Below are 15,318 nucleotides of genomic sequence, written 5' to 3'. Positions count from 1 at the left end.
TCGGTTACCTCACATGAACAGACGTTTTCCATTGGATAAAACACGCAACGTTCTGACACGGACAAGGCAACGTATTTTGGTTTACAATTATTAGGTATATTATTTATACAACACTAAATAAGAAATAAAATTTTAAATATTCAAATTATTTCTAATTTTTTTTATTAATTCAAATAGACTAAAGAAGAAAAAACATAAACATAATTTAGGATGATGAGATATTTACTATATTTACCCAAAAGTTAACGTAACCAAGTTATGGGCATAAAATTTTTGAGTGATTTACATGATGCGAGCTATAGCGGTGTAGCGTATAAAAACATTTTACTTAAAAAGGAAATTTTAACCTTTTTTGCGACCAAAGGCCCCTCGACCATTCCTGAGTTGAGCAAGGAATTCAACATTAGCATTCCCAAGATCAACGAATGCATCAATGAACTCATCGAAGATGCATTGGTACAGGACAATGGAAAATCGACTTCGGGAATTGGTAGAAAACCAAATTCCTACGGTCTACTTCCGAATGCCGCATTTTTTGTCGGCGTGCAGGTGAGCCATGATCATCTCAGTATTGTGGTCATGAATATGAAAAAAGACATTATTGCCAGTCAAGAGGAAATTCCACATCGTTTGGAGAATAATCAGGAATCACTCCAGAATATATGCCGGGAGATCAATCAGTTTATTGCCACCCATCAGATTCAGAAAGACAAAATATTGGGGGTAGGTATCAATCTTTCTGGCCGTATCAACTATCGAACAGGTTATTCCTACAGTTATTTTAATTTTTATGAAGATCCTTTATCGAAATATTTCGAACAGGAGCTGCAATTACGTACCTATCTTGAAAACGATAGTAAGGCGCTTGCCTATGGGGAATTCTCCAGCGGAATTTTAAAAGACGAGAAAGATGCACTTTTTGTCAATGTGGACAATGGTATCGGATTGGGCATTTTGATCAACGGAAAGATCTATTATGGGAAATCGGGTTTCTCGGGTGAATTTGGACATATTCCAATTTTTGACAACGATATTATCTGTCGCTGCGGAAAAAAGGGATGCCTCGAAACGGAAGCATCTGGTTTTGCACTTAGAAACCGTGTAATAGCAGCACTGCAAAATGGTGCAACGAGCATACTGACAAAAAAATTTAATGATCTGGAAGATATTCGGCTGGGCGATATTATCCATGCTGCAAAAAAAGATGACAATCTCGCTATTGAGTTAATCAATGAACTTGGGGAAAAATTAGGTCGTGGACTTGCTACATTGATCAATATTTTCAATCCAGAAATCATCATCGTCGGTGGAATTTTAGCCAAAAGTGAGGAATACCTGATGTTACCGCTGAAGAATGCTGTCAATAAGTTTTCATTGTCTATTGTTAACAAGGATACCAAACTTGCTTATTCAAATAATGGAGAAAAACTTGCAGCCTTTGGAGCCTGCCTTCTCATTCGGGACCGTCTGCTTTCTATTATCGATTAAGACATAAGACGTGGATTTCACGGAAATCCACGCGCTACTTTATCTTTCCACAATTTCCTTCACAACCTCTCCATATCGATCTTTCACCTGCTCTTTCCGTTGTGCAAGGTGTATCCACTTCTTAAACGTTCCGATAAATACAATCGCCATCAATGACATCGCAGCTACGGCCAAGCCCGCCAGTAGGTACTGTCCTTTAGGCACATATCCTTGTACCACCTGAAGATAGCCGGCCCAAAATGTAATCACGGCCATAAAGACACCGGGAACGGCTGCAAACAAGACATATTTTCGTCTATTCATCCGGATGAGCATCGTTGTACATACAATTAGACCACAGGCTGCCAAGAGCTGATTGCTAATACCAAATAATGGCCAAATGCTACTTACGTTACCGGTATAAACCAAATATCCCCAAGAGAACGTAAACAGGGCGCTGCAAATCCATACACCTGGTTTCCAGTTTTTATCGCTAAATTTAGGGAAAACAGTTCCTAGCATTTCCTGTAGAAAAAAACGTCCCACACGGGTACCTGCATCAATCGCTGTAAGAATAAAGACCGCTTCAAACATGATAGCGAAATTATACCAATAGGCCATTATATCGTTCATAAAGGGAACCTTATCGAAGATATGAGCCATCCCTACAGCCAACGACACTGCGCCGCCCGTCCGACCGTGCAGATCTACACCTATTCTGTCTATAAAATGCGGTAAATCCACAGCTGAAAGATGGGGGTGCTGCGCTAGAAACTGTGCATATTCGGCTACCGGCGTATTAATTGCAAAATAATCACCGGGCATCAACGTACAAGCTGCAATCAATGCCATCAAGGCAACAAAGCCTTCAACAAGCATGGCGCCATATCCCACAAACAAGATCTCGCGTTCATTACCGATCATTTTGGGTGTCGTCCCGGTTGCGATAATAGCGTGGAACCCTGATATGGCTCCGCAGGCAATCACAATAAAGATAAAGGGCAAGACAGGTCCTGAAATTACGGGTCCGCCACCATGGATAAATGAGGTCAGGGCGGGCATCTGAATTGTTGGTGCAACAAAAAATATCCCTACCGTCAGCATAATAATTGTACCTATTTTGAGATAGGTCGAAAGGTAATCTCTCGGAACCAATAATAGCCAGATGGGCAATACTGAAGCGAAGAAACCATATACAGCAATACCGATAGAGATCGTCTTCACATCCCAGTTGAAAAGTGCGTGAAAAGTCGGAAGCTGCATCAGGTGATGACCAGCTATAATACCTGCAATAAGCAAGATACCGCCAATGATACTCGCCAAGGTCACCGAGCCCTCCCGATAGCGCATCATCAAGCCCATGAAAATAGCAATGGGCATTGTCAGTACAATCGTAAATAAAGACCATGGTGCCTCGTGCATGGCACTAATACAGGCCAGCGATAATCCGGCCAACGTTAGGATCAAGATGAAAAGTACGGCAATACCAGCAATAGCACCAATGGGTTTACTAACTTCCTTCGAGGCAATGGTTGCCAAACTTTCTCCTTTATGTCGTACAGAAGCGAAAAGCACGACCATATCGTGCACACCGCCACCTAATACACAACCAATTAATATCCACATGGCGCCCGGCAGATAACCAAACTGTGCCGCGAGTACTGGGCCAACCAATGGCCCTGCCGCCGCGATAGCCGCAAAGTGATGACCAAACAACACTTTTTTATCGGTTTTCACATAATCATGTCCATCAGCAAACTCCACCGCTGGTGTCTGGCGACTTCCATTCAACCTGAGCAGCTTATTTGCTAGAAATAAGCCATAAAAACGATACGCGATCGCAAAGATCAATATCGCTGCGAAAACTAAGGTCAACGCATTTATTCCATTGAGAGCATCCATAGCAATTAAGTTACACGATTATTTTTGCTTTTTCAAACACCTCATATACCTTCCATAAGGCACGAGGCACATGAAAGCATCCCTTCCATTTTCCGCCTTTGAGATCGAGTAATACCTCACCTCTTCGATTGAGGTAGCCAAACCATTCGCCATGTTCGGGGTCCCTAAAATGTGTCCAGGTATATTCATGAACTCTTTCAAACCAACGTTTAGCCTCTTCATTACCCGTCAGTACCCAGGCTTTCGCCATACAGACCAGTGTTTCACAGTGCACCCACCATAACTTCTGGTCCCATTCCAACTGCTGGGTTGGTTTACCCTGCGCATCCATAAAGTAGAATATACCTCCATATTTCTCATCCCATCCATGCTCCAACATACGAAGACCAATACGCATGGCTTTTTCAATCAACGCTGGTCGCTGCAGTCTTTCTCCCAGATCCATCATAAACCACATGGCTTCTATCGCATGTCCCGGATTGAGCAATCTTCCTTCAAAACTATCCAGCAATGAACCATTGGGACTTACATTTTCAAATACAAGCCCCTGCTCCTCTTTATAAAACACATCCATTACCTCGAACACGATATCCTCAATCAATTCCTGCACCAAATTAGGTTCCAATAAATGCTCCAGTTCGATGGAGAGATTGCTCAAGATCATAGGTAAAGCAAAATTCTTTGATGGACGTACCCCTGGAACAGCCTTATCGTATATCCCCTTCGTATGTGTTCGACGTTTCAATATATTATGAAAGGTATCTTGAGCAATTTCCGCGTAACGCTGCTCCTGAGTTGCTGTATACAGGGCACCAAATCCCATAGCAGCAAAGCAATCGGAAAAAATATTATAGGGCTGCACAAGTGCCTTCCCTTGCCGATCAAGTGAAAAATACCAGTTCCCCTCTTCGTCACGTCCATGTTTTTCCATAAAGCTGGCACCATGAACTGCAATATCCAACCAGGATGACCGTGTTTCAATTTTGTTGTAAATACTCGAAAAGAGCCAAACTTGCCGCCCCTGCAGCCACATAAACTTATCCGTGTCAAAAACTCCACCTCTTCTATCCAGACAGGTAAAATAGCCACCATACTCCCTATCGAGCGAATGCTCCGTCCAGAAAGGAAGAATATGATTAAATAATTCGTCTTTATAAATTGTACTGTAATGATTCATATATAAATGAATTTGCTCTTTAAAGGCCATTTAAAATCTCTGGCCTACTTTTATCAATAATGCTATTTCTTGTTCTCTGACTTCTTCGAGATTGCTTTTGTCGTCATTTCGCGTGCTGTAAACACGCGATCCCTATCACCAATTGTGGTTCAGTGCATATTCTCGGTACCGATTGTAAAGGTGTCCCGCCTGTAAATAAGCGGATTGCGGACTCATAAAGTGAGAAAATTCGAAAGTAATAGCCTTATCATAACCAGCCTTCGCTGCAGCTTCAAGTTTTAGCCTTAGTTTATCAAACTTGATCGGAAGAAATTTGATCGGCATATCCCGGTCGAAAGATTCGGCATTCGTCCAACAGGCCATACCATATTTATCAGCCAATTTCTTATTGACCTCAAAGAAATCGGGAAGCTCATCGTAATCAATGTGTCCATCCTGAAAGGCCACTGCGTCGACAGCTCCTTGTATACCTTCAAAAATTTCGCCCCATTCCCTTTCATGTTCCAATACCGAAACTGCATCGGCTTTACTAAGCTCTGGAGAAGCAGCAAGCACGGCTTTTTTCCCATCAATCCAGGGCGATATGAATGTCGGCAAGCCCCCACTGACGGCTTTGCACTGTAAACCAAGTGTACGAAAAGCATGAACAGCCCCTTTCGTTTTACGGCTGATTTCCGTACTGATATACCATCCACCGAAGCTTTTATAATGCCCATATTTAGCCCAGACCTCTTCAATTACATGTTGATTGGCATCGATTTCGTGACTCAGATCTCCTGTCTCCCAATAAATACCGCTGTCATAAAGTCCAAAATAGAATTTCATCTCATACTTATCTGCAAGCTGCAGATAAAGCGCTACAAGATCCAACGATGGTTTAAAACAGCCATATTTGTCCATCAGATAAGCCGATGGATAGGTTATAAATTTACGATAGCCACTGCGAATCATAATAACAGTGTCTATACCAATTGCCTTCATATATGCAAAATCCCGATCCCACTCTTCCGGGCCCCAATTTTGGTGCGGAATATCGTGGGAAATCTCGTCAATAAATGTCCCTGTAATTCTCATAAATATTTCTTTTCTTTTAATAATTGTACCCATTTTATGTAGGCACTTGGTATCAGATGGATACCATCAGCAGAATAAACTGCGTTAAGTTTTCCCTCATTGTCCTGAAAAAGTGGACAGAGGTCGACAAATGGAATATTTTCATCTGCTGCAAGCTGTCTTAGTTTTTCATTTAAGATTGGAACCAGCACATTTCTATCTTTTGTATAGGGCTCTTTTGTGAGTTCTTCATTGATTGGTAAAGCACTCTGAAGATAGATAAGGGTCTTTGGTGAGATCTTTTTTATTCGTTTAATGATACGCTTGTAGTTATTGACCGACACTTCCTGCGGAAGCTTTCTGAATTGGTCATTAATGCCATCCATCAGAAAAATTGCCCGCGGACGTCCGCGCAACACCTCATCGATACGCGCAAGAATCCCAAACGAATTATCTCCGCCTATCCCCCTGTTCAGTACAGGATATCTTAAATCTGCAAGCAATTCCTGCCATTCTGCCCGTTCAGTAATACTGTTTCCCAAAAACACGATTGCTCCTTTAATGGTTGGACTTTGTTCGAAATAGGCCATTCGTTGTTGATAATACCAGTTGGCGTAACTGCTATCTATTTTAATCTCCTGAGCTGAGAGGGGCTGGGAAAATACCGATAGATATATTCCAATTAGGAAGCAACCTTGGAAAATACGATACACCTTAAAAAATTCCAATGATCTCATAATAGTTTTTGCTGTTTTAAATAATTGGCCCAGATCAAATAGCTGGCCTGCTTCAGATGTAAACCATCAATTGTTAGCTCAGCTTTTAGTTCCCCATTACCGTCCGCCAATATCGGCTGTAAGTCTACAAAACGAACTTGATGTGCCTTACACAATTCTTTCAACGCATTGTTCAGTAGCACGATCTTGTCATTCCGAACCTCTTCATAGATTTTTGGCAGTAAAGCTTCATTCACAGGCAGAATTCCCTGCACAAAAAGCGCTGTATTTGGCGACTGCTTTTTAACCTGCTTTATTATCCTTTCTATATTCGTTGAAATAATGGAAAGCGGTATTCCTCTTTTCATGTCGTTCACCCCACAGAGCAGAAATATTTTTCGTGGTCTGGACGCTAATATCTCGTCTAGTCGTGCTAAAATACCGTAAGTCACATCACCGCTAATCCCCCGATTGATCACATGCTTCCGCTGGAGGATTTCTTGCCATTTTCCACCTTCGGTAATGCTATTACCAAGGAAAACGATTTCGTCCTTCTGGTTGGGCATCACTTTAAAAAACTCAAGCCTTGCGCGATAATGCTGATTATCAAACGTAGAATCAATGCCCTTTGATTGCGCTAAAGTCAATGCCGGTAAAAAAAAAGGCAACCATAAGGCCTTCCAGTTCCTATAAGAAAGTATGTTCATATGCATTAATTATTTTCGTCGGTATGCTCTTTTTCGGGTTTTCGCAATGGCACCCACCAGGAAACCAAAAAGGCCGGAATAGTAGAAATCAACACCCAGATAAAAAATTCTTGATAGCCCAAATGATCACTCAGCCAGCCGCTGATCATCGAAGGAATCATAAATCCCAGATTAACAAGTCCACTTCCGAAAGCGTAGTGTGCCATCTTATATTTACCTGGGGCAATATTTTGCATGATAAAAAGAATAATTCCGATAAAGCCAAAACCATATCCAAAGTACTCGATGGCGACAGCAGTAGCGATGAGATAAAGGTTTGTCGGCAATGTGATCGCAAGAAAGGCATAAGCTACAAATGGAATATTAAAGAAGGCACAAAGGATCATAAGTGTCCTGCGGTCTAAGCCCTTTTTGGATACAAAATGCCCGGCGACAATCGACCCCAACACAAAAGCTATGGCACCAAATACACCATAAAGCAATCCAATTTCCGAAGTACTCAGGCCAAGCCCACCTTCGGTACGTTGTGCTTTAAAAAATAACGGAGTGATCTTAATGGCCTGCCCTTCAGCAAAACGATAAAAGACAATAAAAAGTAAACTAAACCAAATATTCTTTTTCTGAAAAAATGTTATGATAACGTCTTTAAGCGTATCCATCCCCTCCTTTAAAGAAGTGGATTGGGGAGCTTCGTGGTGAGCAGGTAAAGCACGTATACTGTACAATCCAATCACCAACATAATAAATCCATAAGCAAACATCACCACCATCCACGCGGATTTAATGCCGATTTCCTGCTCCAATCGCCCCGCCAAATAAACGAGTACGCCTCCAGAAAACACTTTGGCCACATTATAGAAGGCACCCTGCCAGCCGACATATTTTGCCTGTTGTTTTGCATTCAGTTCATTCAAATATACCCCGTCGGCTGCGGTATCATGTGTGGAACCACTAAATGCAATCAGGGTCAATAAGGCAATGGAGAAGCTAAAGAAATGATCCAACTGCAGCGTAAGACCAAGCAGACCAAAGAGTAGTCCCGTGAGCAGCTGCGTGGTATAGACAAAAAATTTCTTGGTCTTATACAGCTCCAAAAAAGGACCCCATAAGGGTTTTATTGTCCAGGGCAGCATAATCAAAGAGGTCCAAAAAGCAATCTTTGCGTCCGATACCCCCAAATTTTTATACATAATGGAGCTCGCACCCGAAAGGGCAACAAAAGGTAGCCCCATGGCAAACCATGTTGTGGAGATCCAAAAAATAGGCGGAAGTGCCTTACGCCCTTTGCGAAGCTCCATCGTTTGTTCTAATAATTCATTCATTTTATGACTTCCAATAAAGTTTTAACCGGCTGCTCACGATCGTCAACAGCGCCACGATTCCAGTGAATAATACACCTCGCATCACTCCCCCAAAAACACCCTGTGCCCCCATCTGATCAAGAGCGCTCTGTAGTCCCGTAAGCGCCAAAAGTGGGATCAACACTAGATTTCCTGCGGTATAGGCGACCATCGGATTTTTACCAACCAGTGCTATACCTCGAAACAGCGATTTTCCAAAAGCAAGTTTCTCGATACAACACAACATTGTTAGCGCATAACAGGCTAAGCCCGTAGAGACAAAATAATAGCTGTATGTGGAATAATCCTTTTTTATTCCACCCTCATACGCTTCGAAGATCAGTCCTAAAAAAAGCAGATAGCTTCCGAGCACAGCCATTTTTGCCTGTAGTGTCAGTACTTCGCCCTTCCGAAAAACATCTGAACAGAAGCATAGTGAAAAGATCAACATCAGGGTAAGTCCGATATTGATATCGAGATCACGCATATAGAGATTGAAGACATTCAGCCCAATGAGAATGGCACAGAGCGAACCTTGTAACGCTAGTTGAGACCGCCGCATCTTGGGTTTGTCGGCCAACGACCTATCAGCAATAATCCACTCGCCGACAACTGTAGCCGGAAGGATAATAAAGAGGTATTTGAGGTAATAAAATTGATAAAGCCAAGTCGCAGGGCTGAGTTTGTAGATAAATTCGTTGATACTACCGACTTCTTTCGCGCCCAAAAAAACGCCCATAATAAATGGTAAAATCGCCATACGTAACCACATGGATTTCGCCGTCAGCCACCACCACAGTGTTCCAAACAAAGCCATATTGGCCAGTACCAGAATAATAATATCTGTCTTCTGGAGGGTAAATCTATCCGTTTGTGCATACAGCAGATACAGCATCCCTACAGATAGCAACAGGGCCGCTACGTGAACAAGTCTCGCGGTCCGCATCGGCAAATAGGACGTTAAATCGGCATAGAGTGCAAAGAGCAGGACAAACCCCACAATTGACAAGAGATACTGCGACGCAGCAGGCTCACCACTCATAACCCAAGCGCGCATATAAAAAGAAAATAAGGCGAAAAAGAATAAGGCAACAAAACGCTTAAAAATTGTACCCACAATACGCCAAGCGTTTAGGTTAGCCACTTTTTTCCGCATAGCCAATGGGATGGCCGCCCCCATCGTAAAAAGGAAAATCGGAAAAACCAGATCTACCCAGGTTATACCCGCTATACTGGGATCAAATACATGTTTAGGCGGTGGCACCTGTGCATGGTACATCCAAGCAGGAAGGTTTCCAAATGAAATGCTCGATGAAAGCACCATTAAAAGGATGGCAATTCCTCGCAGCACATCTAAACTATCGTTTCGCTGCTGTGGCGTCGCTGTGGAATTTGGTAAAATTGGTATCATCTCGTTTTTCTATGCGTTAGGAAATCAATTTTTTGTTGTTATAAATTGGCCGGTAAAATCCACTGGCCGTTCAAACGGCTTTAGGATATCATCCAACACAACCGCCACTTGAGCCCTTGTTAACACTTGATTTTCTTTTGCTGCAATGACGGACCAGATTTTATCTTTATCCAAAGTGGGATCGACTTGGAGCAATAGAGCCGCAAAAAATCCTGCGGTCACATCGGCACCCGAGCCAGCGACTTTATAGGCCGCTGGATAATAACTACGCATACCATCGATCAGATCCACTTCGCTTATATGGTGTTCGGGATAGAACCATGTCTGATTGGCCCATTTGTATGGCACACCTCTGCCTTTAAGAATACCTGTTGCTCCAATACGTTGGATTACCTGAAAAAGGCTATCTTTTGGATCAACATCTATAAAGGGCATGAGATAGGCATGATTATCCAAAAGTACTTGTTGCACTTGTCGCAACGAAAGTTCTTTGGGGCTTACACCTTGTTTTGCGGACAGCGCTGCAAGTACTCCGGCAGCTTGACCAACACCCAATACCACTGGCTGAAGGCGGGTGGCTCCAGCCACAATATTGCTCACACTGATGCTTTTTTCAGCAACGATAAAATCCGTTACTTTCTCAGGAATCAAACTTCCAAGGGGCACATTATAAGAAGGTACCCGAATCTTAACAAAATCGATTTTGGGTGCATTCGGGTTCTTCAGGTGATGATGATCGATGGTATAGTCCCCTACTATCCCACCAGTGCGGTATAAGGGCAGCTCCTGCTCATAAGGACGCTGCACATAGGGCAATATCAACTGTACCAAGCCCTTAGCGCGTCTAGACTCGCGATGATAAGCAATAAAGGGAAGTTTATCGGCTGTATCATATTCATCATCGGCAAGCCCCAAGTTTTTAAAACCAAGCTGATTTTGAAGATGATATACAAAACGTAAGGTATGATCTTTCGCCTTTTGCAACTCCAAAGCCCTCGCCTTTGGCGACATTTCGATAATATTCAGGTAGATATCATTTCCATCTTTAGGCCAGTTTATCATGTATTTTCCATTCGGCAATTTCCCATAGGTAATCATTTGATCACAATTGATGATAGGCGTATCACTGTGTGAAGCAGGATCTTTAACATCACAGGCATGTTCAAATTCTTTAGGATCATAACCCTGAGGTTTCTTTAGCAATCTTTTTGGATCAGCACCATAGTCTTTCAGAATAGCGACATAAGTAAGGTCTTGAATTATTGAATTGGCCTTTTCGGGGGCAAATTCTTCTTTCGTATCGTAGCGGCTATCCATACCGATGCTGTAAGCAACACCCGCACGCGGCAAGAGATCACCCAATTCGGTCGCATCGACTAAAATAGAAGCGTTTACGGTTTTCTTTTTTCCTTCCTGTTCAATGGCAACGGTCCAGCCTTTAGCCTGTTTTTTCAGGTCTAAAAGGGTACTTTTATACCAAACGTCAATATTTTTTTCGGCTCCAACCATCTTTTTTAGCAAACGGTTACCGACCGAAGGTTCAAATAGCGTATTGCTTACCCAGCCTGTTTCCACGGCCTTTGGACCACCATAATAGGCATAAAGCTCTGCCCTAAATTCGCCCCATATTCCCGAAGGCATACGATGGTTACCGTCAATAGCGGAGACCCCAGCGGCAGTGAGCATACCACCCAACCAGCTTGTCTCTTCCACCACAAGGACCTTACTTCCCAAACGGGCAGCCTGCAAAGCCGCAGAAACACCGCTTGCGCCTCCCCCAACAATCAAGACATCGTATGAAGCAACAGCCTGCCCCTGCGAGGAGAGCGTGACAGAAACCAATAAAATAGAAAAAAAAGATTTAAACCAATTCATATGAAGTTAATTGCAGTAAATAATTTGAAAAATACGCACCAAATACCGACGTAAGAACCAGAGATACACGGTTTTGTTGTCGGACTAAAGGATCAGTATAAGGTGAATAAAACATAGGTTATCGATTAATGGATCAGACGATTAAAATAAGCGAAATGAACCGGAATGGTTTTAGCCCAATAGCCAGAGGTATGAGCGCCGGGCTGAGCAATATAAGTGGCTTTGATCTTGAGTACATCACAGCTATCCCGAAGGGACTTATTGGCCCCATATAGGTAATCTTCAGTACCACAATCAAAAATAAATGTCTTTTCAGTCCCTACGATCTTATGAACATTATGAATGGCACTAAAACGATCGAATAATGGATTTTGATCGCTGTATTGCCCTAAATGTTGTGCTAGACTTGTCTTCTTGAAAGCCGAATGTCTCAGATTGACAACTCCCGAACTGCTACCGGCACTCTTAAAAAAAGATGGATAGTTAAAAAAGAGCCAAAGTGCACCATGCCCCCCCATGCTCACACCCGTAATAAATGAGTTGTCCCGATCCGTATGATATTTATCCTGTATGTAAGGCATTAATTCCCCTGTCAAAAATCGACCAAATTGTGCTCTGCCTTTTTGTGGACTGTCTAAAAACCAGCTCGTACCAAGACCATCAGGGCATACAACGACAAAGCCATATTGATCGCTCAATGCCTGAAAATCGATAAATCTTGACAGGCTTTTATAATTCGCCCCATGGCTATGCAACACATATACAACAGGTAAGGCACGGTTGTCCGGCTTCATCTTTGGTGTATAAACGTAGCCAGAATCTACTCCAGAAAGATGAGCAGACTGTAAGGTATAAAGCTTTTGTCCTTTGGCCAACATGCTGCCGAGCACACATAAAAGGCATATGATTAAACGCATTGGTATAATTGAGTCAGTCTTTAGATTTATAGTGAAGCTAAATTAATAATAAAATTTATAATAAAAAAAGTATTTAATAATTTTTTTTACTTAATACTGCTTTATTACGGTATTTTATAACAAAGTAATTACGGATAGACCGCTGAAATAAAAAAGAGCATGGAAGGTTTTTCCAATGCTCTTTTTATTCCCAAGATGAAACACCTGGTAATGAATTGACTTACTTATTTCGTAAACCTTATTTATTCTTTATTTTATCCGGCATTTTACCGTTGCTGTTTTCAACCAAGGTGCGGTAAAACGTACATCGACCGTTTCTCCAGATTTACCCAAAGCCTGAACATAAGTGATCATCTTTCCGTGATAAACGCGCTGCTTCTTGTCCGTGTAATCGCCCATATCGGCATTATTTCCAGCTTCCATTCCAAGTAGACGCGCATTTCCCACGATATTACAGGTAATTTCATCCTCCGAAATAACGACAGGAACGCCCTTTTCATCCAGGATCTGCAAAGCAATCTGGATCACTCCACCAGCTTCGACTTGCTGATTACCCAACATGACAGCTTGAATAACTGCGGGTCTCTCGCTGGATTGAATCGCATGCCGAACGACCTCCTTGCCATTCGCATCCAAACCCACAACCTCTAGCTTTCCTGCTTTATAAGGAATGTCCCAAAAGATGATCCCTGTTTTCTGATCGTAGTTTTTCTTTTCGCCCACCACTTGAGCATCCAATTCTAAGCGCGCGCTAGCACTATTGGTATAACAGACCACCCTGATCTGCTGGCCCTCTTGGTAGTTCCAGACTGGCCAGGCGTCCATGGAAGGTGCCTCATTTTTCCGTTGCCCCTGTTCAGATTCCAATGCAGACCAAACATCTGTGGCTGCGGCACCTCCCTGCAATGGATAAGTACCCAAGTAAGCCATCGGTTTATCCAACCACAGTGATTGACGGTAATAGCCTCGCGGCTTGATAAAACCTGCGAAATCCAGCAGTCCTGAATAAAATCCACGTGAAGGCCAACGCCCCGACTCTCCGAGATAGTCAATACCTGTCCACAAAAATTGGCCAAATATATGGTTGTTGTCACGTACCGCAAGCCATGCTGGAAGATCATGTCGATTCTCGCTTCCAAAAATTACCCGTGCTGGATAGCGCTGATGATCCTGCTGATAACGACTTTCGGTATAATTGTATCCAGCAATATCAAGCGCTCCCGGATAGGCTGTTTCATTCGACATCGCTACCCCAGCAAGCCCTGCTGTAACAGCCCTGCTTTTATCATATTTTTTTACAACCGCTACCAAGCGTTTGGCGATATCTCCCAATCGCATCGCATCTGGTGCATCCTTTTTGTAACCACCATACGAGGCCTGCGTGAAACCACCATCCTTCTTCTCGCCGTTAAGGACAGGATGTGAATAAGGGTCATTTGGATAATCCACTTCGTTGCCTATGCTCCAGGCGAAGATCGAAAGGTGATTGCGGTCTCTTTTGACCATATCGGCCAGATCCTGCTCTCCCCAGGATTCAAAAAAGTCGTATGATCCCTCAAAACCCGGTGTCCCGACATTCCATCCCTGTAACCATTTCCTCTTCGGGTACTCCCACTCATCGAAGGCTTCGTCCATAACAAGTAAACCGAGCTCATCACATAAAGCATAAAGTGATGATGCCTGCGGATTATGACTGGTTCGAATGGCATTAACCCCCAAAGATTTTAAGGTAAGCAGTCGGCGGCGCCATACTTCAGTATACATTTCAGCTCCCAATACCCCAGCGTCGTGATGCAGACAAACGCCTTTGACTTTCATCCAGGAATTGTTTAAGGCAAAGCCCTTGTTCGGATCAAATGTAAAGGCCCTAAAGCCTGTTTTCACCTCTGACTGATCAATCCGCTTTCCATTTTGGCTTACGATGGTCCGCAGGGTATATTGTGTGGGTTGATCCAAACTCCACAACGATGGATTCGATACTGCCAATTGCTGTGTTACAGTTGCCTTATCCGCGGCCCCGACCTGCACTTTCTGCGACTTTTTGGCAACCACCTTTCCTGTTGGATCAAGCAGCTCCTGTTCCACTTTAATCGGGGCAGCAACTTGCGTACTGTTGACAAGGGCTACTTCTGTATTTAAAATTCCTTTTCCTTGTCTTAGTTCTGGATAGGCATAGACTCCCCATTGATCGATATGCAGCGTATTCGCCTTTACAAGCCATACATCGCGATAGATTCCTGATCCTGTATACCATCTTGAATCGGCGCTTTTACTATGGTCGACCTTAACAGCAATGGTATTTTCCTTCCCAAACTCAATGTATGGTGTGATATCGTACGAAAAGGAAACGTAGCCATTGGGCCGCTTTCCAACCGATTTACCATTGACAAAAACTTCGCTTCGGTTGTAAACCCCCTCAAAATATAGAAACAACCTTTTCCCCTGATCTTCCACTGGTATAGTCAGTTGTTTTCGATACCAGCCAATGCCGCCGGGTAAATAGCCCGTCGCACTGGCTAGCGTTGGGCTCAGTGGATATTTTACGCTCCAATCATGGGGCAAACTAATGGGCTGCCAGCCTGCGCGATTCTTTTCAGCGCCCGCCTGTCCTTCAATATCGCCCAAATGGAAACGCCAATCCGAATTCACACGTTCGGCGATACCAAATCCGGGCTGTGCATACAGGCTATGGATACCCATATATGTCGATACAGCTAAGACTGCTAGATTTCTTATTATTTTTTTCATTGTAC

General features: G+C 43.1%; 11 protein-coding genes. 1 reads left to right on the top strand and 10 read right to left on the bottom strand.

Translation table 11 applies throughout. The features are described from left to right. Positions 1–258: 258 nt before the first annotated feature. Entirely contained in the window at positions 259–1,488 is a 1,230-nt protein-coding gene (locus AAW12_RS19710; protein ID WP_197084111.1) for an ROK family protein, read from the top strand. A gap of 39 nt (positions 1,489–1,527) precedes the next feature. Here AAW12_RS19710 and AAW12_RS19705 read toward each other — a convergent pair whose 3' ends face one another. From AAW12_RS19705 to AAW12_RS19660, 10 genes are all read right to left on the bottom strand, one after another. After that, positions 1,528–3,369: a carbon starvation protein A gene (locus AAW12_RS19705; RefSeq protein ID WP_197084110.1), complete on the bottom strand. Its 1,842-nt coding sequence runs from the start codon at positions 3,367–3,369 to the stop codon at positions 1,528–1,530. Between the two features lie 10 nt (positions 3,370–3,379). Beyond that, complete coding sequence (locus AAW12_RS19700) at positions 3,380–4,546, bottom strand: AGE family epimerase/isomerase (RefSeq protein ID WP_046675572.1); 1,167 nt, start codon at positions 4,544–4,546, stop codon at positions 3,380–3,382. 135 nt (positions 4,547–4,681) lie between these two features. Next, the gene (locus tag AAW12_RS19695; protein ID WP_046675312.1) at positions 4,682–5,620 is read right to left on the bottom strand and encodes a DUF4434 domain-containing protein; all 939 of its coding nucleotides are present in this window, start codon (positions 5,618–5,620) and stop codon (positions 4,682–4,684) included. Next, entirely contained in the window at positions 5,617–6,336 is a 720-nt protein-coding gene (locus tag AAW12_RS19690) for a GDSL-type esterase/lipase family protein (RefSeq protein WP_053003838.1), read from the bottom strand. The genes AAW12_RS19695 and AAW12_RS19690 overlap by 4 nt, the downstream gene beginning before the upstream one ends. Continuing rightward, on the bottom strand, positions 6,333–7,022 hold the full coding sequence (locus AAW12_RS19685) for a GDSL-type esterase/lipase family protein (RefSeq protein ID WP_053003886.1): 690 nt from the start codon (positions 7,020–7,022) through the stop codon (positions 6,333–6,335). The genes AAW12_RS19690 and AAW12_RS19685 overlap by 4 nt, the downstream gene beginning before the upstream one ends. 5 nt (positions 7,023–7,027) lie before the next feature. After that, positions 7,028–8,344 (bottom strand): MFS transporter, encoded by a 1,317-nt coding sequence (locus AAW12_RS19680; protein WP_197084109.1) that lies wholly within the window; start codon positions 8,342–8,344, stop codon positions 7,028–7,030. A gap of 1 nt (position 8,345) precedes the next feature. Further along, positions 8,346–9,773: a DUF5009 domain-containing protein gene (locus AAW12_RS19675; RefSeq protein ID WP_046675311.1), complete on the bottom strand. Its 1,428-nt coding sequence runs from the start codon at positions 9,771–9,773 to the stop codon at positions 8,346–8,348. A gap of 24 nt (positions 9,774–9,797) precedes the next feature. Further along, positions 9,798–11,648, bottom strand: coding sequence for an FAD-dependent oxidoreductase (locus tag AAW12_RS19670; protein ID WP_046675310.1), 1,851 nt, complete (start codon positions 11,646–11,648; stop codon positions 9,798–9,800). A 125-nt stretch (positions 11,649–11,773) separates the two neighbouring features. Further along, a complete protein-coding gene (locus AAW12_RS19665; RefSeq protein WP_046675309.1) occupies positions 11,774–12,565 on the bottom strand; it encodes an alpha/beta hydrolase in 792 nt (263 codons plus the stop codon). A 249-nt stretch (positions 12,566–12,814) separates the two neighbouring features. Continuing rightward, a complete protein-coding gene (locus tag AAW12_RS19660; RefSeq protein WP_046675308.1) occupies positions 12,815–15,313 on the bottom strand; it encodes a sugar-binding domain-containing protein in 2,499 nt (832 codons plus the stop codon). Positions 15,314–15,318: the final 5 nt, after the last annotated feature.

The sequence above is a fragment of the Sphingobacterium sp. Ag1 genome (genome assembly GCF_000988325.1).
Taxonomy (GTDB): domain Bacteria; phylum Bacteroidota; class Bacteroidia; order Sphingobacteriales; family Sphingobacteriaceae; genus Sphingobacterium.
The sequence above is the reverse complement of the archived record's forward strand: the minus strand, read 5'-3'. Positions and strand labels throughout refer to the sequence as shown.